The sequence below is a fragment of the Acinetobacter sp. ANC 4178 genome (assembly GCF_004331175.1).
Lineage (GTDB): Bacteria > Pseudomonadota > Gammaproteobacteria > Pseudomonadales > Moraxellaceae > Acinetobacter.
Genome location: NZ_SJOD01000005.1, coordinates 152460 through 178045, shown reverse-complemented (window position 1 = coordinate 178045; position 25586 = coordinate 152460). Strand labels below are relative to the sequence as shown.

General features: G+C 41.1%; 24 protein-coding genes and 1 pseudogene. 5 read left to right on the top strand and 20 right to left on the bottom strand.

Annotated elements, in window-relative coordinates; all coding sequences use genetic code 11:
- Positions 1-145: 145 nt before the first annotated feature.
- The 6 genes from E0H87_RS11855 to E0H87_RS11830 all read right to left on the bottom strand — a co-directional run bounded on the left by E0H87_RS11855 (position 146) and on the right by E0H87_RS11830 (position 7711).
- Complete coding sequence (locus tag E0H87_RS11855) at positions 146-841, bottom strand: alpha/beta hydrolase (protein WP_131323793.1); 696 nt, start codon at positions 839-841, stop codon at positions 146-148.
- 434 nt (positions 842-1275) lie between these two features.
- The gene (dapC, locus tag E0H87_RS11850) at positions 1276-2445 is read right to left on the bottom strand and encodes a succinyldiaminopimelate transaminase (protein WP_131323792.1); all 1170 of its coding nucleotides are present in this window, start codon (positions 2443-2445) and stop codon (positions 1276-1278) included.
- 25 nt (positions 2446-2470) lie between these two features.
- Entirely contained in the window at positions 2471-5137 is a 2667-nt protein-coding gene (gene glnD, locus E0H87_RS11845) for a [protein-PII] uridylyltransferase (RefSeq protein ID WP_131323791.1), read from the bottom strand.
- 26 nt (positions 5138-5163) lie between these two features.
- Complete coding sequence (gene purT / locus E0H87_RS11840) at positions 5164-6378, bottom strand: formate-dependent phosphoribosylglycinamide formyltransferase (protein ID WP_171458375.1); 1215 nt, start codon at positions 6376-6378, stop codon at positions 5164-5166.
- 237 nt (positions 6379-6615) lie between these two features.
- Positions 6616-6963 carry an L-valine transporter subunit YgaH gene (gene ygaH, locus E0H87_RS11835; protein WP_131323789.1) on the bottom strand — a complete coding sequence of 116 codons (348 nt, stop codon included), beginning with the start codon at positions 6961-6963 and terminating at the stop codon, positions 6616-6618.
- Positions 6953-7711, bottom strand: coding sequence for an AzlC family ABC transporter permease (locus tag E0H87_RS11830; RefSeq protein ID WP_131323788.1), 759 nt, complete (start codon positions 7709-7711; stop codon positions 6953-6955). The genes ygaH and E0H87_RS11830 overlap by 11 nt, the downstream gene beginning before the upstream one ends.
- A 101-nt stretch (positions 7712-7812) precedes the next feature.
- Here E0H87_RS11830 and E0H87_RS11825 point away from each other — a divergent pair, with 101 nt between their 5' ends.
- Complete coding sequence (locus tag E0H87_RS11825) at positions 7813-8283, top strand: hypothetical protein (RefSeq protein WP_131323787.1); 471 nt, start codon at positions 7813-7815, stop codon at positions 8281-8283.
- Between the two features lie 53 nt (positions 8284-8336).
- Here the strand turns inward: E0H87_RS11825 and E0H87_RS11820 are convergent, their stop codons facing one another.
- Both E0H87_RS11820 and E0H87_RS11815 read right to left on the bottom strand, forming a co-directional pair.
- Entirely contained in the window at positions 8337-8573 is a 237-nt protein-coding gene (locus E0H87_RS11820; protein WP_131323786.1) for a hypothetical protein, read from the bottom strand.
- 310 nt (positions 8574-8883) lie between these two features.
- Entirely contained in the window at positions 8884-9591 is a 708-nt protein-coding gene (locus E0H87_RS11815; RefSeq protein WP_227547357.1) for a Crp/Fnr family transcriptional regulator, read from the bottom strand.
- Between the two features lie 93 nt (positions 9592-9684).
- Between E0H87_RS11815 and E0H87_RS11810 the strand changes: the two genes are divergently transcribed.
- Positions 9685-10224, top strand: coding sequence for a DUF962 domain-containing protein (locus tag E0H87_RS11810; protein ID WP_131323784.1), 540 nt, complete (start codon positions 9685-9687; stop codon positions 10222-10224).
- A 200-nt stretch (positions 10225-10424) separates the two neighbouring features.
- Here E0H87_RS11810 and E0H87_RS11805 read toward each other — a convergent pair whose 3' ends face one another.
- The 9 genes from E0H87_RS11805 to E0H87_RS11765 all read right to left on the bottom strand — a co-directional run bounded on the left by E0H87_RS11805 (position 10425) and on the right by E0H87_RS11765 (position 19853).
- Complete coding sequence (locus E0H87_RS11805; RefSeq protein WP_131323783.1) at positions 10425-11036, bottom strand: superoxide dismutase; 612 nt, start codon at positions 11034-11036, stop codon at positions 10425-10427.
- A gap of 309 nt (positions 11037-11345) precedes the next feature.
- Positions 11346-12437 carry a redox-regulated ATPase YchF gene (ychF, locus tag E0H87_RS11800; protein ID WP_131323782.1) on the bottom strand — a complete coding sequence of 364 codons (1092 nt, stop codon included), beginning with the start codon at positions 12435-12437 and terminating at the stop codon, positions 11346-11348.
- A gap of 113 nt (positions 12438-12550) precedes the next feature.
- Entirely contained in the window at positions 12551-13210 is a 660-nt protein-coding gene (locus E0H87_RS11795) for a methionine ABC transporter permease (protein WP_131263675.1), read from the bottom strand.
- The gene (locus tag E0H87_RS11790) at positions 13191-14261 is read right to left on the bottom strand and encodes a methionine ABC transporter ATP-binding protein (protein ID WP_131323781.1); all 1071 of its coding nucleotides are present in this window, start codon (positions 14259-14261) and stop codon (positions 13191-13193) included. The genes E0H87_RS11795 and E0H87_RS11790 overlap by 20 nt, the downstream gene beginning before the upstream one ends.
- An 11-nt stretch (positions 14262-14272) precedes the next feature.
- Positions 14273-15115 carry a MetQ/NlpA family ABC transporter substrate-binding protein gene (locus tag E0H87_RS11785; RefSeq protein WP_131323780.1) on the bottom strand — a complete coding sequence of 281 codons (843 nt, stop codon included), beginning with the start codon at positions 15113-15115 and terminating at the stop codon, positions 14273-14275.
- A gap of 9 nt (positions 15116-15124) precedes the next feature.
- On the bottom strand, positions 15125-15967 hold the full coding sequence (locus E0H87_RS11780) for a MetQ/NlpA family ABC transporter substrate-binding protein (protein ID WP_131323779.1): 843 nt from the start codon (positions 15965-15967) through the stop codon (positions 15125-15127).
- 31 nt (positions 15968-15998) lie between these two features.
- Complete coding sequence (locus E0H87_RS11775) at positions 15999-17417, bottom strand: LLM class flavin-dependent oxidoreductase (protein WP_131323778.1); 1419 nt, start codon at positions 17415-17417, stop codon at positions 15999-16001.
- Positions 17417-18640: an SfnB family sulfur acquisition oxidoreductase gene (locus E0H87_RS11770; protein WP_131323777.1), complete on the bottom strand. Its 1224-nt coding sequence runs from the start codon at positions 18638-18640 to the stop codon at positions 17417-17419. Before E0H87_RS11770 ends, E0H87_RS11775 begins: the two co-directional genes overlap by 1 nt.
- A gap of 10 nt (positions 18641-18650) precedes the next feature.
- Entirely contained in the window at positions 18651-19853 is a 1203-nt protein-coding gene (locus E0H87_RS11765) for an SfnB family sulfur acquisition oxidoreductase (RefSeq protein WP_131323776.1), read from the bottom strand.
- A gap of 370 nt (positions 19854-20223) precedes the next feature.
- On the opposite strand from E0H87_RS11765, the gene E0H87_RS11760 reads away from it, so the two are divergent.
- Together E0H87_RS11760 and E0H87_RS11755 are read left to right on the top strand one after the other, a co-directional pair.
- Positions 20224-20994, top strand: a complete 771-nt coding sequence (locus E0H87_RS11760) for a glutathione S-transferase family protein (protein ID WP_131323775.1) — start codon at positions 20224-20226, stop codon at positions 20992-20994.
- Positions 20995-21244: 250 nt separating this feature from the next.
- Positions 21245-21715, top strand: coding sequence for an Lrp/AsnC family transcriptional regulator (locus E0H87_RS11755; RefSeq protein ID WP_131323774.1), 471 nt, complete (start codon positions 21245-21247; stop codon positions 21713-21715).
- Positions 21716-21823: 108 nt separating this feature from the next.
- Here E0H87_RS11755 and E0H87_RS11750 read toward each other — a convergent pair whose 3' ends face one another.
- Entirely contained in the window at positions 21824-22573 is a 750-nt protein-coding gene (locus E0H87_RS11750) for a YebC/PmpR family DNA-binding transcriptional regulator (protein ID WP_131323773.1), read from the bottom strand.
- Between the two features lie 116 nt (positions 22574-22689).
- Complete coding sequence (locus E0H87_RS11745) at positions 22690-23250, bottom strand: 1-acyl-sn-glycerol-3-phosphate acyltransferase (RefSeq protein WP_131323772.1); 561 nt, start codon at positions 23248-23250, stop codon at positions 22690-22692.
- 656 nt (positions 23251-23906) lie between these two features.
- On the opposite strand from E0H87_RS11745, the pseudogene E0H87_RS11740 reads away from it, so the two are divergent.
- A pseudogene (locus tag E0H87_RS11740) lies at positions 23907-24020 on the top strand (subtype I-F CRISPR-associated endonuclease Cas1); the annotation flags it as partial.
- A 119-nt stretch (positions 24021-24139) separates the two neighbouring features.
- Here the strand turns inward: E0H87_RS11740 and E0H87_RS11735 are convergent.
- On the bottom strand, positions 24140-25558 hold the full coding sequence (locus E0H87_RS11735; RefSeq protein WP_171458374.1) for an NAD(P)/FAD-dependent oxidoreductase: 1419 nt from the start codon (positions 25556-25558) through the stop codon (positions 24140-24142).
- Positions 25559-25586 lie beyond the last annotated feature (28 nt).

Here is a 25586-nt window from a genome sequence, read left to right as displayed (position 1 = left end):
TGTATTATGTCCTCAGTTGGTTTTAAGCACTGTTTAAAATAGCAATACAAAGCTTGGTTTTACATGGCATAGATCTCTTGTAAGCTCGTTAAAATTAAACTGTGGCACAGCAGTAAAATTCAATTTTCTTCAAATATGTAAACCATTAACGGGCAAGAAATGTAGCCGCTTCACCAATTAAATCAGCAATCGCCTTGGGTTGAGATGCTAAAGATGCATGGCTGGCATTTAAAGAAATGACCTTTTTAGCATTTAAACGAGAAGACATCATGGTTTGATTTTCTGGATGAATCATGCGGTCTTCGGTCGAAATTTGATACCAAGAGGGTTTTGTTTTCCACGCAGGAGTCGAAATCGTATCGCCAAATGTACCCGCTACAGGCGCTTTTTGAGTGATGCCCATCACCAGACCTTCATTGTGACTTAAATCCTGACAAAAGTTTTCATAATATTTATCGACTTTTATCCAAAGATAACCATCGCTATCGGGCTCTAAATCTGGTGCACCGGCAGGTAAATGCTGTTGGGTAATGCTGCCTGGGCTTTCACCCGTGTCTGGCGCAAAAGCTGCAATATATACCAGCCCTACAACATTGGGTTGGTTGCCAGCTTCGGTAATAACAGCACCACCATAAGAGTGACCGACTAAAAGCACATCTCCTTTCACTTGAGCAATCATTTTTCGGGTGCGTTCAACATCATCGGCTAATGAGGTGAGGGGAAGTTCAATAGCACGCAATGCTGTATAGCCTCGGTCAAATAAATCGATAATAACCTTAGACCAGTGGGCAGCTCCGCCCCAGAATCCGTGGACTAAAATAATGGTAGGCTTATTCTTCATCTTCTATTCCTTGAGATAAAAGATCATATTAGCCTTAAAATTATGACTGTGCCAACTTGGTTTAGACGAGCTGACTCCAAGTTATTTTATTTTGTAAGTTCAATCGAGGCATTTACTCAAGCAAGCCAAGTCTTACGTCAGTTGATCGATTGATCATTTAAACTACAGGCTATTGTGGCTAGTCTATGAAATAAGCACTTCTACGTATTCATGTTTGGTCAATAAGTAGCGAGCCATAAAATACTGGATGTAAGATGCATGCTTTTAAGTATTCGTGTTGGATTCTAAAATCCAGATAAATCGTATTGAACTACTTTAAGCTTAATTTGTTGAGAATATTTAGCCATAGAAAAGCACCCTTTAAATTAAACAAAGACGTGTTCAACTTTTGGGGTGCAGTTCAAGATATAGATTTTTTATGATCTAAAAGATGATTATAGAATCTTCTTTAAGCGGGCGATTGCTTGCTCACATTGTGCAATATCAGCTACCAAAGCCATACGCACATGGTTTTCACCAGGGTTACCCGTCGTCGTATCACGCGATAAATAGCGCCCTGGGAGCACTTTTACATGGGCCTTTTCCATCAGCATTTTGGCAAAAGTTTCATCATTATCTACTTTAAGCCAATAATAAAAGCCAGCATCAGGTTTTTGTAAAGGTAACAGATGTCCCAATTCATTTTGAAATAAATCAAACTTGGCACGGTACTGCACGCGATTTTCTTCAACGTGCGCTTCATCATCCCATGCCGCAATAGAGGCCAACTGATGTTGAACGGGCATTGCTGCACCGTGATAAGTACGATATTGCAAATAAGGTTTTAGTAAGGCTGCATCGCCAGCAACAAAACCAGAACGCATACCCGGTAAGTTTGAACGCTTTGACAATGAATGGAACACAACGCAGTTTTTATAGTCATCACGCCCAATTTCAGCACAGACTTCTAACAGTCCTGTTGGTGCTTGATCAAACCAAAGTTCTGAATAGCATTCATCTGAAGCAATCACAAAACCGTATTGGTCAGATAGTGCAATCAGTTTTTTAAATTGTTCTTTAGACAGTACCGCACCTGTAGGATTGCCTGGTGTACAAACAAACAAGAGTGCTGTTTTTTCCCAGACTTCCGCAGGAACCGCATCAAAATCGCCTAAATAGCCATTTTCTTCAGTACAGTTAATGAAATAAGGTTCTGCACCTGCCAGTAAAGCTGCCCCTTCATAAATTTGATAAAAGGGGTTTGGCATAACGACATAGGGTTTTTCATCACGGTTAATCAGTGCTTGTACAAATGAAAAAATCGCTTCACGTGTACCCGAAACAGGCAAAATTTCTTGATCAGGATTTATTTGGTTCAGATGAAAACGACGTGTTAACCAGTTGGCAATACTCAGACGTAACTCAGGCAGACCTTTGCTATTTGGATAAGTTGATAAATGCTGAAAATTATCAATAATCGCTTGTTTCACAAACTCTGGTGCAGGATGCTTTGGCTCTCCAATCGAAAGAGGAATCAAAGGTAAATCTGCGGGTTGTACATCCTTAAAAAGTTTATTTAACTTTTCAAATGGATAAGGATGCAATAGGGATAAACTAGAGTTCATGAAACGAATACCCGAACGTTAAAAATTAATGTTGACCACAGACCTGATTAGAGGCTTCATCCAAGGCTAACTTCAGTTGATTGGCAAATAATACTGCTTCTTCTTCCGTCATTGGTGAGCCATCTTTTTTGGTCACAAAGAAGATATCTTCGGCGCGTTCGCCTAAAGTGGCAATTTTAGCAGAGTGAATGTCTAAACCCTGCATCATAAACAGACCACCAATTTTCGCAAGTAATCCTGGATGGTCAAGTGTGGAAATTTCAACCATATTTTGCTGTAACGCTTCATTCAAGGTCACGTCCACGGTATTTTCAATATCAAAATGGCGAAGTTGACGTGGAATGCGGCGCTGCATTAATCCCGGATATTTATCAGATTGACTGAGTGCTGAGGTGAGCGAGTGAATCACTGTCGCCTCACGTTCAGGGTCTGTTAATAAGGTGCCAAAACGGTCTAGAACCAAATAGGTATCCAAACTAAATGCGGTAGTCGCGGTAATAATTCGCGCATCCTGAACATCCAGATTCATGCGATCTAAAATGGCCACGGTGGTTGCAAATAAGTTAGGTTGGTCGCGTGTATAAATAAAGATTTGTACTGCATCCTGTGCAGAAATACGGTGTGCACGCATTAACACTAAAGGCGCAGGATTTTCACCGTGTTCTAATATCGCGCGGGTATGCCAAGCAATTTCATCAGCCGATTCTTTGATGAAATATTCATCCCCCAGCTCTTGCCAGACTTTCTCAACATCAGCCAAGGAAAAATCATTGACCAGCATTTCACTGGCTGCAAATTTGGTGTCTTCTATCAGCATTTGGTAGTCGACGGGGCGACCAAGACCCGTACGAATAATGTCGCGAGCATGTGTATACAATTGGCGCATTAAGGATGCGCGCCATGAGTTCCATAATTTTGGATTGGTCGCATTAATATCGGCAACAGTGAGGGTATAGAGATAGTCTAAATGCTCCATATCACCCAGTTTTTCTGCGAAATCTTTCACCACATCGGGGTCAGAAATATCTTTTTTCTGTGCTGTCAGTGACATGAGGAGGTGGTTGTGAATCAGCCAAGCCACCAGTTTGCATTCACGTTCGGTGAACCCATGTACACGGCAGAATTCAATCGCATCTTCTGCACCGAGTTCACTATGGTCACCGCCACGTCCTTTAGCAATGTCATGGAATAAGGCGGCTAAAAATACGATGTCACGTCGCGCTAAACGTTGGAATACTGAACTGACGACAGGGAAATCTTTGGCGAATTCAGGTTCTTTAAAACGATTTAAGTTACGTAATAATAATAAAGTGTGTGCATCGACCGTATAAATATGGAACAAATCATATTGCATGAGTCCCATAATTTGTCCGAAAGCAGGAATATAGTTACCCAGAACGCCATAACGCTTCATCGCGACCATGGTGTCATATAAGCGGTAAGGCGAACGAATAATCGCCATGAACAAGGCCTGGTGTTCAGGATTATCGCGATAAGCTTGATCAATGCGTTTCGCTGCTAGTATGAGTAGACGTAAGGTGCGCGCGCGAATGCCTTCAATTTCTGGACGGTTCGCAAGCAAATAGAATAATTCTAAAATTGCACTGGGTTTTTCAGCGAAAATTTTATGGTGCTGAACTGCCAATTTGCCATCGACCAGTTTGAAATTATCATTAATTTCTACAATTTGACGTTCATATTGTGGCAGTCGAGGGGTAATGACGGATTCACTAAAATACGCCAACAACATTTCATTTAGGGTCGAAACTTGTTGTGCAGTACGGTAGTACCGTTTCATGAATTGTTCAATTGGGTAGTTGGGTGACTTATCTTCTTCACGTACATAACCAAACATGCCAGCAATGTCACGCTGATAGTCAAATAATAAACGGTTCTCGTCACGTTTGGTTAGACGGTGTAAATGATGGCGAATTTCCCATAAGAAACTTTCAGCTTCTTCCAAGACACCGAGTTCAAACTCAGAAATAAAGCCCAAATGGACTAAATCATAAATACGGTTCACTCGGAAATGGCGTTTAGCAATCCAGCCAATTTGGTTAATATCACGGATACCGCCCGGAGCATTTTTAATGTCGGGTTCTAAATTACTTTCAGTATTGTTGTGCTGTGCGTAACGGCGGTGTTGCTCTTCCATTTTCGCATCATAGAAAGTTTTATCGGTCCATGTTTGTGAAACGATACGACGAGGCCAACGTGCGAGATGTTCATAGCCGATAATTAGACGTGCTTCAATGAGGGTGGTGGCAACAGTGAGATCATTGGTGGCTTCTTCGACACATTGGCGAATGCTGCGCACACTGATGCCGGGTTTAAAATTCCCTACATCCCAAAGTGAAGAAATAAAAGTGGAAATCAGTTTCTCTTGATCTGCCGTAATTTCATCTTCCGACAAAATCATAATGTCGACATCTGAATATGGCAGCATTTCATGGCGACCGTAGCCCCCGACCGCAAACAGACCGAGATTGGTTTGATCTAACTCAGCATGTTGCCAGAGAAATTGCAGTGCTTCATCAATCAGATTAGAGCGCGCTAAAATGATTTCACGAATGGGCTGCCCATGTTCAAAACTTTCCTGTAATTGATTTTCTACATCGGTACGCCATTGGTTAATCGCTTGAATATCATGGTTACTTTTGACGTAATTCAACAATGGTGAAGTATTGATCATGAACAGGAGTCCGTAATATGTATAAGTTAGTTCTGATTCACAATGACTTGATCCGCAGCGTGTTGTGCCAGTTCACGTGCTTGATCGGTGGTTTCCGCACGTGCAGTAGTAACACCCATACGGCGGCGTTTAAAACCTTCAGGTTTTCCGAACAGACGTAAATCAGTATTTGGATTTGCCAAAGCAAGATTTAAGCCAGAGAAGGAAAGATTGGTATCATCCACACCTGCGTAAATGACCGCACTTGCAGCGACACTGTGGCGAGCTGTATTGACAGGCAAGCCTAGAATGGCGCGCGCATGTAATTCAAATTCGCTTTGATATTGGGAAGCCAAAGTCACAAGACCTGTATCGTGTGGACGCGGTGAAACCTCACTAAACCACACTTTGTCACCTTTGACAAACAATTCCACGCCAAAAATACCGCAACCGCCTAAGGCTGTAGTGACTTTATGAGAAATCCGTTTTGCTTCTTCCAAAGCCACTGCGGTCATGACTTGAGGTTGCCAGCTTTCTACATAATCACCAGAATCTTGACGATGACCAATCGGGTCGCAGTATTGGGTTTCAATTTCACCAGTTTCTGCATTTTTGGCACGAACAGTGAGTAAGGTAATTTCAAAATCAAAGTCAATTTGTGATTCCACAATGACTTTGCCTTGATTGACGCGACCACCTGTTTGTGCATATTCCCAAGCCGCATCCACTTCGGCAAAGCTTTTTACGCGTGATTGACCTTTGCCCGAAGAGGACATGACCGGTTTCACAAAGTTTGGATAACCAATGTCATCACAAGCAGCACGGAAAGATTCAAGAGAATCAGCAAAACGGTATGCAGAGGTGGGTAAACCGAGCTCTTCCGCAGCCAAACGGCGAATACCTTCACGGTTCATGGTGAGGTTTACTGCTTTTGCAGAAGGAATGATGGTTGCGGCTTGGCTGGCTTCAATTTCAACCAGAACTTCCGTCGCAATCGCTTCAATTTCAGGAACAATAAGATGAGGTTTTACTTGGGCAATCAGTTGTTTTAATTCTTCAGGATTTGCCATATTTAATGTGTATTGATAATGCGCAACTTGCATGGCAGGAGCATGGTCGTATCGGTCAGCTGCGTGTACTTCAACACCCAAACGTTGCAGTGAAATCACCACTTCTTTTCCGAGTTCTCCAGACCCTAATAGTAGAACTTTAAATGCAGAAGATTGAAGGGGAGTACCAATAGTCACGCTCATGTGATTCATCCTTGCGTAAATGGGGTTTTAGCATAGCAGAACTCAGAGCGGTGTTCAGGTCGCTTTCACATAAAATAATAAGATTGTCGAACAATTTTTTTGCAGTTCAGTTGAAAAGATCGATTTGGCGTTTGAATAAAAACTTATTTACTTTCATAAAGTAAGTTTATTTCTTATTTAAAGTTAATCACCTGAAATTTTCTCTCAAGTGATTAACTAGGTTATGAATCATCTGTTCAAAATTATTTAAAAATGAAAGGGTATATAGGTATACACCAGACCATAGGTCAAAGCAGCAGTTAAGGTTGCAGGGACAATTTGCTTAAATTTGAAATATAAGCCTGTTAGTACCAAGAATCCTATCAGCATTGCCAAACTTTTATTGGGTGTTTCTAGCAGCGGGGGAAGCGTTGCAACGACCAACATGGAGCTAATGGCAGAAATACCAATCGAGCCTAAGGCAATTTTTAACCACAATGCACCACGTTTTTGCGAATTTTGTTGAAATTTTTGAATGACAAAAAAAGGACCAAAACGTGAGGCAAAATTTGCAATACCAACCACAATTCCTACCAATATGATTTCAAGATTCATGTGATGCTCCTGTGTGCTCGGCATCTTGTTGTTTGAGGACATAATGCTTAAACAAACCAGCAAATATACCTGATGAAATACCAATAAAAATGGCAGCAGACAGATCAATGAAATAGCAGGCGATCGCAGACACTAAAATGGTCACACTGACCACAAAGGTATGTTTTTTCTCAAAAGCAGCCAAAAGAAAACTGAGGAATAGCGCGGGTAACAAGAAATCGAGTGCAGCCTGCAAAAATTGCGGTAAATGCGTTACCTGATCGGCAAATAGCCCACCCAAGAATGAACCCGTTGCCCAAGACAACCAGCTAAATAAACTGAGCCCTAACATCCAAGATTCAGACCATTCTTGGCGTCTTTGTGACAGTTTGATCATGCCTGAGGCAAAGACTTCATCGGTCAATCCCCAAGCCCAAATCGCAGTTTTTTTCAGGTTTAATCGGTCTTGAATTAAATTCTGTAAGGCAGGTCCATAGAGTAAATGACGAATATCAAGCGCAATAACGGTCAGTGCTGTCATCCAGATTGAGGTTCCACTTCCTAAAAGTGCCACCACCAGAAACTGGCTAGCACCTGCATACATGGTACAAGACAGAAATAGGGCTTCCCAAGCACTAAAGCCAAACTGTGTTGCAGAAACCCCAAAGGCAAAAGATACGGGTAAATAAGTAAAGATAATCGCTTGGCTATCTTTGGCACCTTGCCAAAAACCAGCCGTTTGCGTGGGTGTTAATTTGTGTTGTGACACGACACACCTTGTTAGAGTTAAACGATAGGTCAAATAAGATTGTGTATTGTAGCCGAATTTACTAGCATAGTACCTACTAGATTGTTGCGGTGATTCCCTAGATGCGAATACTTAGAGCGCCTGTTCTTATTGTTTCTGTGTTAAGTAGTGCGGTGCTATTACAAGGTTGTGGTCAATCTTCAGATCATGCTGAAAAGAAAGCAGAAATTAAAGCTGCGCCTAAATTGACCAATGATGCGACTACTTATGCACATGAAGCATGGCGATTCATGAACGAGGCAGATCCTTATGTATATCGTAAGCAACGGAATTTAATTGAAGAAAATGTGCGTAAACCTGCGCGTAAACTGAGTACAGATTGGCGTATTAATGTCAAAATGACGGACTCTGTGACTGAAGGAAAATATGCACTGTGTCGTAAGGCCTTGACTAGTTTAGATGTTTGGGCTCGTGAAACCATGGACAATTCATCCACCATTTCGCAGCGTAAAGCTGATTACGAACGTGATAAGGCACAATGTAAAGATGCAGTAGACAACCCTGCATTGGGTAATACTGACCCTAAACGCTAATAAGAATGTAAAAAAAAGCGAGATCATCTCGCTTTTTTTGTTTTAGATTTTCGTTAAGGTTTGGTTTTAGTATCTGTTTTCGTTGGTGCGCTAGAATGCATTGATTTGGTTTTTTCAGTGGTCATCATCGGTTTTGCTGCTGTTTTTTTACTGCTGACAGCGACACATTTACCACCTTTATGGTGAGGTCCAGTACCACCTTGCATTTCGGTGCCCTTAGGACAAGCAAAAGCAGTAGCGCTTAATAAAGCGAATGTGGTTGCAAGAATTGCTGTTGAAATTTTTTTCATTTTGGATCTTCTATCAGTGCCATGGCTCAAGTGCCTTTATTTAAGTTTAATCTGAACTAGAGGTGAGTAAATTAAAAAATTGTTTATAAATCAGAGTTAATTATTGGATATTTTATACTTTTAGTTTGCTTTTAATATCGGTTTAAGTTTGATCTTGTTATGTGCGCAGTCCACGTTGGGGTTGCTTGAGTCCTTTTTTATCTTCACGTAACTCATGAACTGCGTCTTTTATTGAGTCGAATTGTATACTGTACTGCATTCAAATTTTAACGAGAATGCTGGATCATTTATTCTGATTAAATACAGGTGGTTAAACGATATTGGAAGTCGTATATGCGAGCTGATGCAACTGTTCCTGATCCAAAACTTCAATTTTTTTAAACGCAAGTTTTAATACGCCAAGTTTCTCTAAAGCTTGTAATTCCTGATTCACCGTTTGCCGTGAACAAGTCAACATCTGCGCCAGTTGTTCCTGACTCAGTTGAATGATATTTTTTTCAATCAGCACATGATTGCCATAGCCCTGTAAAATCAGCATTAAGCGTAGAGCTAGCCGTTGTCTGATGGTCTGCGTTTGAATTGAAATTAGCTCTAAAAAAGCAATACGTAGTTTTTGGCTGGTGAGTTGAGCAATATGAAACCAGAATTGAGGCTGTTCAGCCAGTAAAGCGTAGATGGCGGCACTTGGGATATGCAGGATACGTGTTTTTTGAATCGCCGTTGCATCGTGGGAACGCGGTTGCTGATCAATTAACGAGATTTCTCCGAACCACATAATCGGCTCTGCAATTGCGGCGAGTGATTCTGTGCCTTCAATATCGACATAGCCTAAGCGTACTGCACCCTCGAGCACCGCATAGATTCCATCAAAGGCATCTCCAGAATAAAAAATCGCTTGTTCTTTCTGATAGTACCGTATGAGCGCATGTTTCTGAATAAACTGTTGAAAAGGAACAGGTAGCTCAGAATACCAGCGGTTATTGGCAAGATGCTGAAGATCATCCATTTGAAGTGTCATGGGCATCCTTAATTTTGAATTGTCGGCTATCTGACAACTAGAAAAATGAATTTTTTATATAGTGGTTTTATGAATTTTACAAGGACGATCCCGATGAGTAAATTAGAACAGCTTTTAAGTCAGTATGCCACTTATCATCTTGATCATAAAAATATTTTAACGCATTTCGTGGGGATTCCACTGATTGTTTTTTCAATTATGTGTTTGACTGCACGGGTAGGGTTTCATTTTTCAGGATTTGAAATCACCTTAGCATTGGTCTTGATTATATTGAGCTGTGGCTATTATTTGAAATTAGATCTATGGTTTGGTGCGATCATGTTATTGCTTTTTGCGGCTTTCTATCCTTTGGCGTTAAAGATTGCCAGTCTAAGTTTGGTCGTATGGTTAATGCTCAGTATTGGTATTTTTGTGGTGGGTTGGGTATTTCAGTTTGTAGGACATTTTTATGAAAAGAAAAAACCAGCATTTGTCGATGATTTGGTCGGTTTGATCATTGGTCCGTTATTTGTGTTAGCCGAAGCGATATTTATGATGGGCTTTAGACAAGAATTGCAACAACGTATATTGGAACAGGCGCGAAAGCAACGTGCAGCGATGGATGCAAAACCCGCACATGCCACGACATCTTAATACCATTTAAATCTTTATGTATTTTAATCCAATGCTCTACCATATGGAGCATTGGACACAGTTTCTCAAAAGTTAAAATACATATATGGATGTAGCCATTTTATAAATGCAAAGTAGCATACCGCTCATCAGAATCATGAGTCCAAATAGGTAGCGTAGTTGATGAAATGCGGTCATAGGCAATTCGGATACCAGATGCATTATTGGATTACCTGTTCATAAAGACGGTTAACTTCCTGCCAATCGACGACATTAAAAAAAGCAGCAATGTATTCAGGGCGACGGTTTTGATATTGAAGATAATAAGCATGCTCCCAGACATCCAATGCCAAAATTGGTGTATGACCCCACATAAGCGGGGAGTCTTGATTGGCACTGCTTTCTACCAATAGTTTCTGACCAGGGCTAATGGTTAACCATGCCCAACCACTACCAAAGCGAGTGAGTGCGGCTTTGGTAAATGCGTCTTTAAAGTTGTCAAATCCACCCAGTTCAGCCTCTATCGCTGCCGCAATTTTACCTACAGGTTGCCCACCGCATTGAGGACTCATGATTGTCCAGAATAGGCTGTGGTTGGCATGTCCACCTGCGTTGTTGATGACATTGTTTTTAAGTTCTGGGGGGACATCATTCACCTGCGCAACCAATTGCTCCACAGTTAAGCTTTCCCACGGTGTCCCTTCAATGCCTGCATTAATATTATTGATGTAAGTCTGATGATGCTTACTATGATGAATTTCCATGGTTTTCGCATCAATATGTGGTTCGAGTGCATCATAAGCATAGGGTAAATGGGGAAGGGTATAAGCCATAGCATCATCCTTTCAATCTAAGTTTTTAGTTATGCATAGGAGTGTAGGCGATGTTGGGTTTAATGTAAATATAATGATAATTATTATCATTATATTTATCGTATGTCAGGATGGTTATCTATGTTCAGTTTGATTCTGTTCAAATAAAGGATGTATTAAAAGGTGGGTAAAAAGCAGAAGATTAAAGCATAGAGCACATAATGCCCTTAGGTAGATAATGCAAAAAATACAATAATGAAGGCATTACTGTTGAATATCAGCAATAAAAAAGCCAGTGTAATCACTGGCTTTTAGCAATATCTAAGTTAATTAGACATTGAAACGGAAGTGTAAAACGTCGCCGTCTTGTACCACGTAAGTTTTACCTTCAAGGCGCCATTTTCCAGCTTCTTTAGCACCTGCTTCGCCGTTGTATTGGATGAAGTCATCATAAGCAATACATTCAGCACGGATAAAGCCTTTTTCAAAGTCAGTGTGAATGACACCCGCAGCTTGTGGCGCAGTTGCACCAACTTTTACAGTCCAAGCACGTACTTCTTGTACGCCTGCTGTGAAGTAAGTTTGTAAGCCAAGTAGTGCATAACCCGCGCGGATCACCACGTTTAGACCAGGTTCTTCCATGCCCATAGCTTCAAGGAATTCAGCACGGTCTTCATCTTCGAGTAATGAAATTTCGGCTTCGATTTGGTTGCACAGTGGAACCACAATCGCATTTTCTTCTGCAGCAAGTTTTTTCACTGCTTCTAGATGTGGGTTGTTTTCAAAACCATCTTCAGCCACGTTGGCAATGTACATGGTTGGTTTTAAAGTCATTAAACCAAAACCACGCACCAATTTACGCTCATCGTCATCAAGCGTAGCAGCACGAGCTGGTTTTCCTTCGTCTAATAAAGGTAGAATTTTGTCTAGAACTGCTTTCGTTGCAATGGCTTCTTTGTCGCCACTTTTCGCTGATTTTGCTAAACGTGTAACGGCTTTGGTTACAGTTTCTAAGTCAGCCAGTGCAAGTTCAGTATTGATGGTAGAAATATCATCTAAGGGGTCAATTTTACCGTTCACGTGAATAACGTTTTCATCTTCAAAACAACGAACAACGTGTGCAATCGCATCAGTTTCACGGATGTTGGCAAGGAACTGGTTACCAAGACCTTCACCTTTAGATGCGCCAGCAACCAAACCTGCGATGTCTACAAATTCCATCGTGGTTGGAATGACACGTTGTGGTTTTACAATTGCAGTTAATTTGTCTAAACGTGGATCTGGAACAGGAACAATCCCTGTGTTTGGTTCAATGGTACAGAACGGGAAGTTTTCTGCCGCAATTGCTGCTTTAGTTAACGCATTGAAAAGGGTAGATTTACCAACGTTCGGCAAGCCGACAATACCGCAATTAAAACCCATGAAATGACTCACAACGTATTATTTAAAAATTGGCGCTGATTTTACATGAAAGCCATGACAAAGTCAGGTCATGGCTCGTATCTTTCTTTTAGGCACCTTCAAGTGCATGATTGTTAAACTTTTCGTTTGTCCAGTTGTTGTGCAAGTGCATCTCCTGTTGCCTGTACCAACATGACCAGAATCACCAAGACTACAATGACTGCGAGCATCATTTGCATATCAAAGCGTTGATAACCATAACGGTAGGCAATATCACCTAATCCGCCTGCGCCAATTGCACCTGCAATCGCTGAAGAATTAATCATGGTCACAATGGTGACGGTAAAGCCTGCCACAATTCCGGGTAGGGCTTCGGGTAGTAATACATGCCAAATAATTTGTTTACGGTTACAACCAATGGCTTGTGCGGCTTCAATTAGGCCCTGATCGACTTCACGTAGACTGACTTCGGCAATTCGGGCAAAAAATGGCGTTGCAGCTAAGGTCAGAGGAACGACGGCTGCCCAAACGCCATAACTGGTGCCAACAATAAAACGTGTTAAAGGAATCAAGGCTACCATTAGAATCAGGAAAGGCACCGAACGGGTGATATTCACCACCCAGCCCAAAGCTTGGTTAATCGGTTTAGAGGGATAAATGCCGTGTTCACTGGTATTCACTAGTATGACTGCCATAGGTAAACCAATCAGGAAAGCTAAAATAGCCGATACACCGACCATAATCAGCGTATCAACAGTTCCTGTGAGCAAAAGTTCAATGAGTTGGTCGTGCATAGCCCAATACCTCAATTTTGGCAAACTGGTGTTGCAGTTGTTGTTTAAGCTGATTGATATCCAGATCATGGTGTGGCACAGCCACCACGAATTTTCCAATCAAATGTTCCTGAATCGAATCAATATGACTTTGATACAGATGAACAGGGCGATCGATTGCCGAGAATATCGAATTTAGATCGGGTGCATGTTGCAGGGGCGAGGCATAGCTTAATCGCAAAATCACATGACTTGATTCTGCTAGTGGTTGCTCGTGTAACTGAAATGGCAAATCTAATTGTTCTAAATTGAGCAACTCTTGGGTAATTTGCTGCTGAGGTGCTGAAAATACCGACCAGACTTGCCCTGACTCTACAATTTCCCCATGTTCAATCACCACCACTTGATCGCAAATTTCACGGATGACTTGCATTTCATGAGTAATCAGGACAATGGTAATACCAAGAGTTTGATTGATTTCCTTGAGCAGCGATAACACCACTGAGGTACTTTCTGGATCAAGTGCAGAGGTCGCTTCATCACATAACAATATTTCAGGATGATGTACCAACGCTCGAGCAATGCCGACCCGTTGCTTTTGCCCACCGGAGAGTTGGGCAGGATAGTGTTGCGCTTTATCCGCTAAACCAACCAGTTGCAGTACTTCGCTGACGCGTTGCTCAATTTCAGCAGCGCTGTAATGGGCAATTTTAAGTGGTAGCGCGACATTGTCCCACACCGTTTTGGCAGACATTAAATTGAAGTGCTGAAAGATCATACCAATGCGCTGACGTAATTGGATGAGTTCTGCATGATCGAGTTCCGCCAAATTCTGTTGATGAATGTGGATGCTACCGTCACTGACTTTTTCTAAGCCATTCAGGGTACGCAATAGCGAAGATTTACCCGCACCACTTTTGCCAATAATGCCGAAAACCTTACCTTCAGGAATATCCAAATCGATATTTTTTAGTGCATGGACTTGTTGATTTTGTACTGCATAATACTTGTTCAAATTACGGATTTTGATATGTGGAAGGGAAAAATCCACATGAGAACCAAAACTCACCATTGTCTTTCTCCTTATTTCCAGCCTTCAAACCACATTTTGCTGCCAAAATCTCGGTCTAAAATCTCTTGAACTTTTTTAGAGTTTTGGAAAGCTTGAACGAAAGTGGCTAATTTTTGATTGTGATCGCTGTAGTCTTTTCGCGTGACGAACAAAATTGCATATTTTTTATCGATCGGGTCGAGAAACAGCGCGCTATGCGGATCGGTTACTTTCGCCATTTTTAAGTAATGTGGAAAACCAAAGATGAGATCGGCATCGTTATATGCATGTGCAGTTTGTGGTCCTTCAACTTCAATAAATTGCAGTTGTTTCGGGTTCTGTACAATGTCCTGTATGGTCGAAAGTTCATTATTGATATCTTTCAATTGAATTAAACCTGCGCGGTGCAGCAAAATCAGTGCGCGGGCGGAGTTTACAGGATCATTCGGAATGACTACACGGGCTTTGTTTGGAAGTTCCTGTAAGGACTTATACTTTTTTGAATATAGTCCAACATGACTGCCTGTACCTGTGGCAAAGGCATGTAAGTCATATTGAGTTTCACGAATTGCATTGCGTAAAAAGACGCTTTGCTGGAAAAAATTGGCATCAATATCGCCATTTTGTACCGCGACATTGGGTGCACGCCAGTCCGAGAATTCGACCAGTTTTACCTGAATCCCTTGTTTTTTTACATCATCTGCAACACTTTGCAGCAGCTCTGCATAAGGTGGGCTAATGCCAATGGTTAAAACATCTTGTTGGGCCTGACTTTTGCTGTAGCGGTAAACCGCTACAGCAGCAATCAGGATTACAACGGTCAGTCCAATCAGCCACACCTTACGATTTTTGGGCTTAAAAACTGAATCTGTCATCGCTCAATCTCACTTCCAGCCGGGGAACCAAAGTTTTGAGCCAATTTCATCATTCAAAGTCTGTTTAACTTTGGCAGAAGTCTGATAAATTTTAATGAATTTTTCTAACTGTGCTGCTTTTTCAGGGTGCTGCTGTTGGTAATCATCACGCACCACAAATAAAATTGAATATCGGGTATTGGTGTTGTCATCCAAAATCAATGCATCATTCGGGTCAATGGTTTTGGCAAGACGTAAATAATGCGGGTAACTAAATACTAAGTCAGCATCATCCACTGCGCGTGCAGTTTGCGGGCCTTCAACTTCAATAAATTGCAGCTTTTTAGGATTGGCAGCAATGTCTTGTAAGTTAGATAAATGATTCTCTGGATTTTTTAAGGTAATTAGTTTGGCTTGTTGTAACAGCAACAATGCACGACCTTGATTCACAGGATCATTTGGAATGACTACGCGAGCTTGATCTGGTAGTTGATTCAGGGAATGGTATTTCTTGGAGTATAGGCCAACATGGGTGGTGACGCCTTTATCCAATGCTTTCAGCTTGAATTGAGTTTCCTTGATCGCATTGTCCAAGAAGGGTTGATGTTGGAAATAGTTGGCATCAATATCGCCATGATTCAAAGTAATATTCGGCGTATTCCAGTCAGAAAATTCCACCAGTTTGACATTGATGCCTTGTTGTTTCGCTTCTTCGACGGCAACCTTTAATGGGTTAGCAAAGGGTGGGCTAATACCAATGACCAATTCAGTATTACTGGTCTTTTTATGGTAGCTCCACGCTACAAGTCCGATCACCAGTGCAGCGACAATCACCCCCAAGAAGGTGAATTTATTTTTTGCAGTTAAAGCCATGTTATCTCTCATATTTTTAAATTTACAGCAGTTAAGCTGTCTGTTTTTCTGAATGTGTGGTTAAGTCTTGAGTCGAATTTGAGCTTAAACATCGGAACTGCTGCACAGGATGATGGGCTGCAAGATGGTCGCCTTGTTGAAACAGTTTGTGTCTTAAACTGCCTTCGCTATAGCTTGTTTTGTAGCGCCCACGTTGTTGCAATTCAGGAATGACATAGCGAATAAAGTCTTGATGTGATTCTGGGGCAACCGTGCGGGTCAGATTAAAACCGTCAATCCCTATTTCATCGATCCACCGAATCAGTTGTTCTGCCACAGTCGCACCACTTCCAATAATGAGGGGATAACGTCCACCCAAGACATGCTGTGCTTTTAAGTCGTTACGGGTAATGGTTTGTTCTTTAAACTTTTGATTGACCGAGGCAATGCTATTGGTTTTTTGATAGGGAATGGCCTCATCATCTGCAAACTTGGATAAATCGATGCCTACTGAACTGGAGTAATGTGCCAAACCTGCTTCTGGACTGGCGTAGCGGATATATTCAGCCAATTTTTCTTGAGCCAGTGCATCCGTTTCTGCGGTCACAACGGTAATCCCGACAAAGATTTTTACCGTATTGGCATCTCGACCTTGAGCAACTGCGAGGGCACGAATTTTATCCACCTGTTGCTTAATCTTCTCTGGTCGATCTCCACCAATAAAAATACCTTCTGCATGTTGAGTCGCAAATGCTAAACCACGTGGCGAAGCACCTGCTTGATATAAAACAGGGGTACGCTGTGGCGAAGGAGAGACTTGAAACACCCCCTGACTCTGATAGAACTGTCCCTGATGTTGAATTGCATGGACTTTGCATGGATCGGTAAAAATACGCTGTGCTTTATCTTTCAGTACCGCGTCATTTTCCCAAGAGCCTTCCCAAAACTTATAGCAAAGCTCCAGAAATTCTTCGGCTTGGGCATAACGAAGGTCGTGTTCTTTTAAACCTTTTTGTCCCACCAATCGTTCCGCGCTATCTAAATAACCCGTCACAATATTCCAGCCGATACGACCTTGGGTTAGATGGTCTAAACTGGCAAAACGACGGGCAAATTGATAGGGATTTTCATAGCTTAAATTAACCGTGACCCCAAAACCCAAATGTTGAGTTGCAGCAGCCATAGCTGAAACCAAGGTACTTGGATCATGACTAGGCAACTGGATCGATTCTTTCAGGGTTAAATCAATGCCATTCTGATAGACATCATAAACACCCGTAATGTCGGCAATAAATAGACCGTCAAATAAGCCTTGTTCTAAGGTTTGTGCCAATTCAGTCCAATAACTGAGTTCATTAAAACGGTGCGATTGATCTCGCGGATGTGTCCATAAGCCATGATTGATATGTCCAACCGAGTTCATATCAAAAGCATTTAAAATAATCTGTTTAGGTGTTGATGGTTGTGTCATTACAAGGTCCCCCGACGTGGAGGGCGAATGCCATTGAGGGTGTAATTGGCAATGAAGTAATACTTCCAGCGTGCCGCATCATGCAGGGTATGTACGCGGGCGTTACGCCAGAAACGGTCTAAACCATCTGCACGCTGGCTACCACGGCTACCCGCCAGTTCAATCAGTTTGGACGATGCTTTAAGTGCAGTTTCACTGCTATGTGCGCGCACTTTGGCAACATCTAAAGACGCTTGGGTGATGTTGTCTTCAGTGGGTTGTGGTTTGGCGGCATCGATGGAGCGGGCTGCTTGTTTTAATAACACTTCGCTAGCGCGAACGTCTGCCACGACACGACCTAATTCTAATAAGGTGAGTGGGTCTTGGGTTGCAGCATCGACACCTGAATCAATCCAAGGACGGGCTTGACGCACGCGAACCAAGGTTTCTTCAAACGCAGCACGGGCGATGCCTGTTTCAATTGCCGCATGCATAATTTGGGCAAAAGGACCAACCAAGGTGGGTTGTTGAAAGGCTTGATCGAAAGGAATCACATCTTCTGCAGCAACAAAGACTTGATGGAATTTGACGGTACCGCTGCCTGTAGTGCGTTGACCAAACCCCGACCAATCATCAATCAGCTCTAAGCCTTCACTGTTACGTGGAATAAAGGCCAGAAACTCGCGGTCTTGTTCATCTTTGACCAAGGTTGGGATGCGATGTGCAAACAAACTGCCTGTGCAATAGAATTTTTCACCATTTACGATAAAACCATTCGCTGTTGGGGAAATAGCGGTTTGTTTTTGTGTGGCATTCTTGGTTTTAAATTCTGCAAGCGCATTACCAAAGCGCGCACCTTGCAATACTTCCTGATACAGTTTTTGTTTTTGTTGTTCAGTACCTGTGTTACGTAGCACTTCAAGCGCATAGAAGTGATTTTGTGGGATCTGACCAATTGAACCATCTACACCACTCATGAGTGCAATAATGCGCGCCACGGTATAGCTCGAAACGTCAGCACCGCCATATTGTTTAGGTACCGTAATGGCCCAAAGTCCAGACTGGCTATAAGCTTCAATTTCGTCAAAAGGCAAAATGCGCTCAGCATCACGCACGATAGCATTTTGTTTGAATTGTTCTGCTAAGGCGTGTGCAATTTCTAAGGCTTCGGCATCGGACTGAATAATATGGGCAGGGGAAAGTTGCGCTGCCTGTGCAGGGGAAATGCTTTGAAATGAGGTCATGTTATTCTCCTTAAATCCATGCATGGCGGGCAGGTAATTTATGATTCAGGTAATAATCACCTAGCGCATGCAGTTTCCAACGCACAGGATCATGTAAAGTGTGCACACGTGCATTACGCCAGTGCTGATCTAAATTGAATTGACTTAGACTCGAACGACTGCCCCCGAGTTCAAGCAGTTTTTCGGAAATATTCAGTGCTGCATCATTCGCATAAATTTTGGCTTCAGCGACGAGAATAGAGGCACGTGCAGCTTGCTCATCGGTTACGCCATTGAGCTGATCTAACTCATCTAAATACTCTGCGGCGTCATCGAGCAGTAAAATAGCGGCTTCAAGTTGAATTTGCAGTTTGCCTACTTCTTGTAAGGTGTAATGCTCAAAGCTGGCTTTTTCCACTTGGGCATCGACAATTGGACGCGCCTTTTTGATGGTTGCCAACGTGTCTTCAAAGGCAGCCTCAGCAATGCCGACATCAATCGCGACTTGTAACAGTTGCGAATAAGCCCCGCGATAGGTTGGTGCTGCCGTTAAGGGGCGTTCATCAAAGATCAAGAAAGGATCAATTTCCACATGGTTCAGACGGACTGAGCCACTCGATGTAGTTCGTTGCCCAAAACCATCCCAATCATCAATGACTTCAATGCCTTGAGCATCACGATTTACGATCACGAGTACCACATGACCTTCTGGATGAATGGCTTTAATGGCTAACCAATGCGCGAAGCTACTGCCTGTGGAATAGAATTTTTCACCTTGAAGATAGTAGTGCCCATTTTCAATACTCAAAATGGTGTTAAGTGTTTTAGAGTCTTTGGTATGGCGCTCAGGGCCACCATTGGCAAGGCGTTTACCTGCTAAAATTTCCTGAAAAATAAACTGCTTTTGTGCTTCGGTGCCCATCAAATCAATGAGGTAAAGCAAGCTAATTTGATTTTGAGGGATTTGCCCGATGCTCGAATCGGCTTTATTCAAAATACGGAATACGCGTGCCAGTGTTTTATTAGACACATAAGCACCGCCATATTGTTTGGGAATTCTTAAACCGCCTAAGCCTTTTTGGCTAAATTGTTCAATTTCTGCAAAGGGTAATGTACGGGTTTGATCTCGAACATTTCTTTCCTCGAGTGCAAAATCTGCAACTTGGTAAGCTGCATTAATTGCATCCTGATCATTTTTGATGATCTGTATATTTTTAGAATTGAGATAAGCCATGATGACACCTTCGAAACAATGTCAAAACGTTAATATCTCAGCTTTAAAAAATTAACTGATGGATTTCTATGTACTTATGAAAAACAATGTTTAAAACTAAAAATTGTAAAGTTTGAATAAATACTTATAAGCTAAATAATTGATTTTAATTAATAACTATATTTTTTCAATTTTATCTGCCGTTATAAAATAGCGGGTTATATTGTTTAGAGATATTCAAGACAGAAAATTGTATAACCGTACAAGGTTAAGTCGTATTTATTTTGGGATAAAAAGGACATTGTGTTTCTAGCTTTGACTGACTAAAGTAACAGACTGAAAGCGTTGGTTTTCTCAAAAATCAATGTTCCGATCAGCTTTTGGAGTGTTTATGCGAATTTTATACCAGTTTCCTTTATCTCATTATTGTGAGAAAGCTCGCTGGTTACTCGATCATAAACAACTTGATTTTGTTGCGCAGAATTTAATCCCTGGTGTGCATCGAGCTTTTGCTCAACTTAAAACAGGGCAAAATAAACTGCCGATTTTGCGAGACCATGAATATTGGGTTGCAGATTCAACCCAAATTGCACTGTATTTAGACCAAACTTATCCCGAACATGCTTTATTACGTGCAGACCCACATTTAAGAGAAGTTGCGCTAGAAATTAATGCCTTAGCATCCGAGCTTGGCTTTCATGTACGCCGTTGGGGTTTAGCACAAAGTTTATCGGAAAGTGATGAAACTTTAGACATTATGATTGGTGAAAAAGGCTATCTGCGCCAATTTGAGAAATTTTCTAAGCCTATTTTAAGAACGTTGGTGTCTAAGAGCTACCAGCTTGATGCTGAAAAAGTTGAATATTCTAAGCATCAGATGGAACAGCTGATTACGGTATTGAATCAGAAATTATTAGAAAATGATGGGCGTTATTTTGTTGGTGAGCGTTTGGGACTGGCCGATATTTCGGTCTGTTCCATGCTTGCGCCTTTATTAGAAATAGCGGGAACCCCTTGGGAACGTGAAGAAGATTATATTTCAGGCAGTTCTGAAGAGTTTTATGCCTTCAAGCATCAACTTTTAAATTTACCGTTGGGGCAATATGTACAGCGTGTCTATTACACCGAACGCAATGCACGTGTAGACTGGCGAGGTATGTAATCTTTTATGAGCCATTCAAGCAAAAAAGACGCTTAAACATCATCTAAGAATGATATTTAATTTATATTTACGCAGATTTTGTGGACGAAATTCCTGTAAATCTATGGATTGATATAAATAAGTAGCGACGTGACTTTATTTTTAGTGGAATAAACGAAATAATCGTTCTCAGATATTGAGTACGTATCTTGCATAATTCAAATAATTTATACGTGGTTTTTATTTATACCTTATTATTTTGGAGCCAGTGATGGAATTAGACCGCTTTGACAAACAGATTCTGGAAATATTAACCCATGAGGATCTGAACCTAAATGAACTGTCTGAGCGAATTAATCTTTCTGTCAGTTCAGTTCATCGTCGTATTAAACATTTAATAGATACCAATGTTATGACCAATGTACGTCGTGACATTAATTATCAAAAGCTTGGCTTTAGCTTACATGTATTACTGCAAGTTTCTTTAAGTAAGCATGATAGCGATACTTTTTCCAAATTTTTAGAAGAATTAGAAAGCATTCCAGAAGTCATTAATGCTTTTTTGGTCACAGGGCAGTCGGCAGATTTTATTGTGGAAGTGATTGCACGTGATATGGAAAATTACAGTCAGATTCTCCTCAATCGCATAGGTAAGATTGAGCATGTGGTTGCCTTACATTCCAGTTTCGTCATTAAGGAATACAATGTATTTAACTGTCGGGGTTTATTGAATAAGGTTTAGATACTAAATTTTAAAGTCAGACCGATTACTCATCTAAGCAAGGTCATCATCTACATACAGCAATAAAAAAACGCGCTCCTAGGCGCGTTTTTTTTATTTTTTGAAAGATTATTCATCTAGCAGAGCTAAAACTTCTTCTGTGAATTCAACGTTGGTATAAACGTTTTGCACATCATCTAAATCTTCAAACATATCAATCATTTTCACGATTTTTTTCGCTTGATCTACGTCAGAAATCAATGCTTTAGTTGAAGGGTTCATCACCACTTCAGCATTGTCAGATTTTAAACCTGCTGCTGTTAACGCATCTTGAACTTCACCAAAAGTCTCAGGTGTTGTGATGACTAAAATTTCGTCTTCAGCCACTTCAATATCTTCAGCGCCAGCTTCTAAAGCCACGTCCATGATTTTGTCTTCTAAAGAAACGTCTTCAAAAGTAATTTCACCGCGTTTAGTAAACATATACGCTACTGAACCAGCAGTACCTAAGTTACCATCGGTTTTAGAGAAACAGTGACGAACATCTGGCACAGTACGGTTTAAGTTGTCAGTCATTGTTTCTACAATTACCGCAACACCACCCACACCATAACCTTCGTAAGTAACTTCTTTTAAATCAGCATTTTCTTCACCACCAACGCCGCGCTGGATTGCACGGTTGATCGTATCACGTGTCATGTTTGCGACTAATGCTTTCTCAACGACAGCACGTAAACGTGGGTTAGATGCAACATCGCCACCGCCTAAACGGGCAGCTGTAACGATTTCACGAATGAATTTTGTGAATACTTTAGCGCGGCTCGCATCTTGTTTTGCTTTACGATGCTTAGTATTAGCCCACTTGGAATGACCCGCCATGCGAAATATGCTCCTTGTAGATTGGCTTTATGCCAAATCAAATTGAGCAGATTCTACCATAAGCCCTTTTTTCAGAGAAAGGGCTTAAGTTTGAGTTTTTAAACAATTGATAGCAGTTATTTCGGTTCAGGAATAACAATGTCTAAGCCGACATTTTCTTTATACAACTTTTGCATCAGTGCTAGGTCATGGTGCAGCTCAGTAGGGTAAATTTTGCCAAAAATGCCACCTTGCTTGGTTTGTGAGTTGGCATACATCAATACAATAGGGACATTAGCCGCTTTAGCAATATGCCAAAATCCTGTACGAATGGGTTTCCGGACTTCACCATCTTTTGCACGAGTTGCCTCAGGTGCAATCACCAAATTAAATTTTTCGTGAGAGGCAAAAAGGTCGACCATTTGTCCCACAATATCTTGATTCGATTTGCGGTCAACTGGAATTCCGCCAATCGCTTCGAGCAATGGTTTCAAGGGGCCCTTAAACAATTCTTTTTTGATGAGGGTATGGATTTTAATATCATAAATTTGAAACAGTGCTAGAGATAAAACAGCATCCATCATTGAGGTGTGTTCAAAACCTACAATCACTTGTTTGTTTTCGAGGGTATTGGGTTCTACGTGATATTGCCAGCCCGCAAGTTTAAATGCGGATTCGCCAATCATTTTTTTTAACATAGCGGATCTTAATGTTATGGGGTTAATCAAGCTTGCTAATGTCTGCTTATTTCAAAATAAGGTCAATAGCTGGAATGATGTAATTGCATATATAAAATACAAATGTATATTTGGTTTTTTTGTTTTGTGATGGTGTCTCGGTTATAGCAATAAACTGTCATATTTATTAGTTTTATTGATCAACTCATTGAAAAAAAGTCTTAATTTATTGGAAAAATCACTATTCATTGCATTTAAACCATATTAGACTTTTGTCTTAGATGAAATGGAACTTCATTGGATATCTGTCGTTTTACTAAAGCAAGTTTAGGATTGAACAATATGATGTATTTTTCCGCTTTTCTGTTGGTGTTTTTCTTTTTTTTATTGGTCGTGATTTGGTCTTTAATCGAGTTCTATTTAGATTTTCGAAAAAAGAAATCAGTTAAATCATAATGAATTAGACAATTTACTGTATTTTTTGTTTATCCATTTAGTTTTTTATACACTAAACATGGGCTTTAAGACCAACTTTTTAAGTTGAAAAATAAGAATTCTGTTTAAACTAAAGCGTGAAATAAACGTCAAAATATGTCGTTTTAAATTAAAGCTTTGTATATTTTTCCAATAATTTTTTTATACTTATTTTAATTATTACATTTATAGTTTTATAAAAAATGGAACAACTGAATCCATCGGACTTAAAAGCAATTCTTCATTCAAAACGTGCAAATGTCTATTACCTTGAACATGCTCGTGTCATGCAAAAAGATGGTCGGGTGTTTTACCTATGCGTAAATGGTGATAGCTTTGTGCGTTCACTGCCATATATGCAGCTTAGAAAGTAATAACGGTATAGGCAAAAAAGGCTGCACATAGGCAGCCTTTTCTACTAATCATGAAAAATGAATCAGAAAGACACCATTTTCCCTGGATTAATCATCGCGCCAATGCCATACATGCTTTTGGCAATTGGAATTACAATAGGTGCCAATGCACGACCCATCGGAATATTCATGTGCTGAATTTTGGTTAGCATTTCAAAGTCATCCGATTGACCGCAGAAGTCATCTGCAATGGCTTTACCAATCCGTACAGTTTGTGCCACGCCATGTCCACTCCAACCGTGAACTGCATAAATTGGAAATTTATTGCCAGACTTACGGCTATCGGTTGCACCATTCACAGTTAAGTCCGTTTTTCCACTCCAAACAAAGTCAATCTCAACCTGCTTTAATTGAGGGAATACATGCTTAATACGTCCCAATAAATAGTCGTGAGTCTGCTTTGCATCCCAGCACGAACCTGTTCCTTCACCCCCAAACAATAAGCGGTTTTGAGATACACCACGGTAATAGTCAATCTGGAACTGCGTGTCATAAACAGGCATATCGGTTGGTAACAATTCTTTTAAATCAAGTTCCAACGGCGCTGTGGTACATACATAAGTATAAAAAGGGATAGTGGTTTGTTTACGTTCTTCCAATAGTGTAAACGACGCATGATGCACCGCCATCACCACACTTTTACGTGCTTTAATCACGCCATTCGCTGTCGTAACATAAATACCGTCTGCACGTTCCTGAATAGACTGCACTTCAGTTTGCTCATAAATTTTGCCACCATTTTGACAAAAACCATAAGCCAAACCACGGGTTAATGCTAAAGGATGAATATGCCCACCGAGATGGTCTAACAAGCCGCCAAAATAATTTTCAGAATGAATGTGCGTACGCAATTCATCTTGACTGAGCATCGCTGTATTTTTTTCTTCTAAATACTCACGTGCTTGCATTCCGTCACGTAAAGCATCTAAATGTCCAGGATGCACCGCAGCCGTGATATGACCACGTTTGCGTTGCAAGCTTAGGTCATATTTTTCACTGATACCGTCAATTAACGCCATGGCTTCTGTAGAAGTAAAGTGCCATAACTTTTTCGCATCTTCAAAACTAAAGTGCTCTGCCATGGTTTCGGCTTCCCAACGCGCCAATCCAGGAGTCAGTTGCCCGCCATTGCGTCCAGAAGCAGCACTGCCAACGCAGTTTTTTTCAACCAGTACGGTTTCTACACCTTGTTCAGCCAAATGTAGTGCTGTTGAGGTTCCTAATAGTCCACCTCCAATCACAAGCACATCACACTCGATATTTGCATTCAGTACATCGAAAGTATGCCAATCTTGCAATGAGCTTTCATAGTAGTTGGCAGGATGCTCGAACTGACCGCGTGAAGCTGCAATCCAGTTCCATTCTTTACCAGTTTGTTGATATTGACTGGCTTTAAATGCGACATCATTGAGTAAAATGGGTTTAGTCACTTCGATAGACATTTGGAACTCTCTTTTAAATTTGGTGAAT

Excerpts from the sequence above, each read along its gene's own strand:
- ychF (WP_131323782.1), bottom strand. The coding sequence starts at position 12,437 with ATGGGTTTTAATTGCGGTATTGTCGGCTTGCCGAACGTTGGTAAATCT.
- dapC (WP_131323792.1), bottom strand. The coding sequence starts at position 2,445 with ATGAACTCTAGTTTATCCCTATTGCATCCTTATCCATTTGAAAAGTTA.
- E0H87_RS11780 (WP_131323779.1), bottom strand. The coding sequence starts at position 15,967 with ATGGCTTTAACTGCAAAAAATAAATTCACCTTCTTGGGGGTGATTGTC.
- E0H87_RS11795 (WP_131263675.1), bottom strand. The coding sequence starts at position 13,210 with ATGCACGACCAACTCATTGAACTTTTGCTCACAGGAACTGTTGATACG.
- E0H87_RS11815 (WP_227547357.1), bottom strand. The coding sequence starts at position 9,591 with ATGACACTTCAAATGGATGATCTTCAGCATCTTGCCAATAACCGCTGG.
- purT (WP_171458375.1), bottom strand. The coding sequence starts at position 6,378 with ATGAATCACATGAGCGTGACTATTGGTACTCCCCTTCAATCTTCTGCA.
- E0H87_RS11765 (WP_131323776.1), bottom strand. The coding sequence starts at position 19,853 with ATGGCTTATCTCAATTCTAAAAATATACAGATCATCAAAAATGATCAG.
- E0H87_RS11785 (WP_131323780.1), bottom strand. The coding sequence starts at position 15,115 with ATGACAGATTCAGTTTTTAAGCCCAAAAATCGTAAGGTGTGGCTGATT.
- E0H87_RS11755 (WP_131323774.1), top strand. The coding sequence starts at position 21,245 with ATGGAATTAGACCGCTTTGACAAACAGATTCTGGAAATATTAACCCAT.
- E0H87_RS11825 (WP_131323787.1), top strand. The coding sequence starts at position 7,813 with ATGCGAATACTTAGAGCGCCTGTTCTTATTGTTTCTGTGTTAAGTAGT.
- ygaH (WP_131323789.1), bottom strand. The coding sequence starts at position 6,963 with ATGAATCTTGAAATCATATTGGTAGGAATTGTGGTTGGTATTGCAAAT.
- E0H87_RS11745 (WP_131323772.1), bottom strand. The coding sequence starts at position 23,250 with ATGTTAAAAAAAATGATTGGCGAATCCGCATTTAAACTTGCGGGCTGG.
- E0H87_RS11775 (WP_131323778.1), bottom strand. The coding sequence starts at position 17,417 with ATGACACAACCATCAACACCTAAACAGATTATTTTAAATGCTTTTGAT.
- E0H87_RS11805 (WP_131323783.1), bottom strand. The coding sequence starts at position 11,036 with ATGGCTTATACCCTTCCCCATTTACCCTATGCTTATGATGCACTCGAA.
- E0H87_RS11855 (WP_131323793.1), bottom strand. The coding sequence starts at position 841 with ATGAAGAATAAGCCTACCATTATTTTAGTCCACGGATTCTGGGGCGGA.
- E0H87_RS11790 (WP_131323781.1), bottom strand. The coding sequence starts at position 14,261 with ATGGTGAGTTTTGGTTCTCATGTGGATTTTTCCCTTCCACATATCAAA.
- E0H87_RS11750 (WP_131323773.1), bottom strand. The coding sequence starts at position 22,573 with ATGGCGGGTCATTCCAAGTGGGCTAATACTAAGCATCGTAAAGCAAAA.
- glnD (WP_131323791.1), bottom strand. The coding sequence starts at position 5,137 with ATGATCAATACTTCACCATTGTTGAATTACGTCAAAAGTAACCATGAT.
- E0H87_RS11820 (WP_131323786.1), bottom strand. The coding sequence starts at position 8,573 with ATGAAAAAAATTTCAACAGCAATTCTTGCAACCACATTCGCTTTATTA.
- E0H87_RS11810 (WP_131323784.1), top strand. The coding sequence starts at position 9,685 with ATGAGTAAATTAGAACAGCTTTTAAGTCAGTATGCCACTTATCATCTT.
- E0H87_RS11770 (WP_131323777.1), bottom strand. The coding sequence starts at position 18,640 with ATGACCTCATTTCAAAGCATTTCCCCTGCACAGGCAGCGCAACTTTCC.
- E0H87_RS11735 (WP_171458374.1), bottom strand. The coding sequence starts at position 25,558 with ATGTCTATCGAAGTGACTAAACCCATTTTACTCAATGATGTCGCATTT.
- E0H87_RS11760 (WP_131323775.1), top strand. The coding sequence starts at position 20,224 with ATGCGAATTTTATACCAGTTTCCTTTATCTCATTATTGTGAGAAAGCT.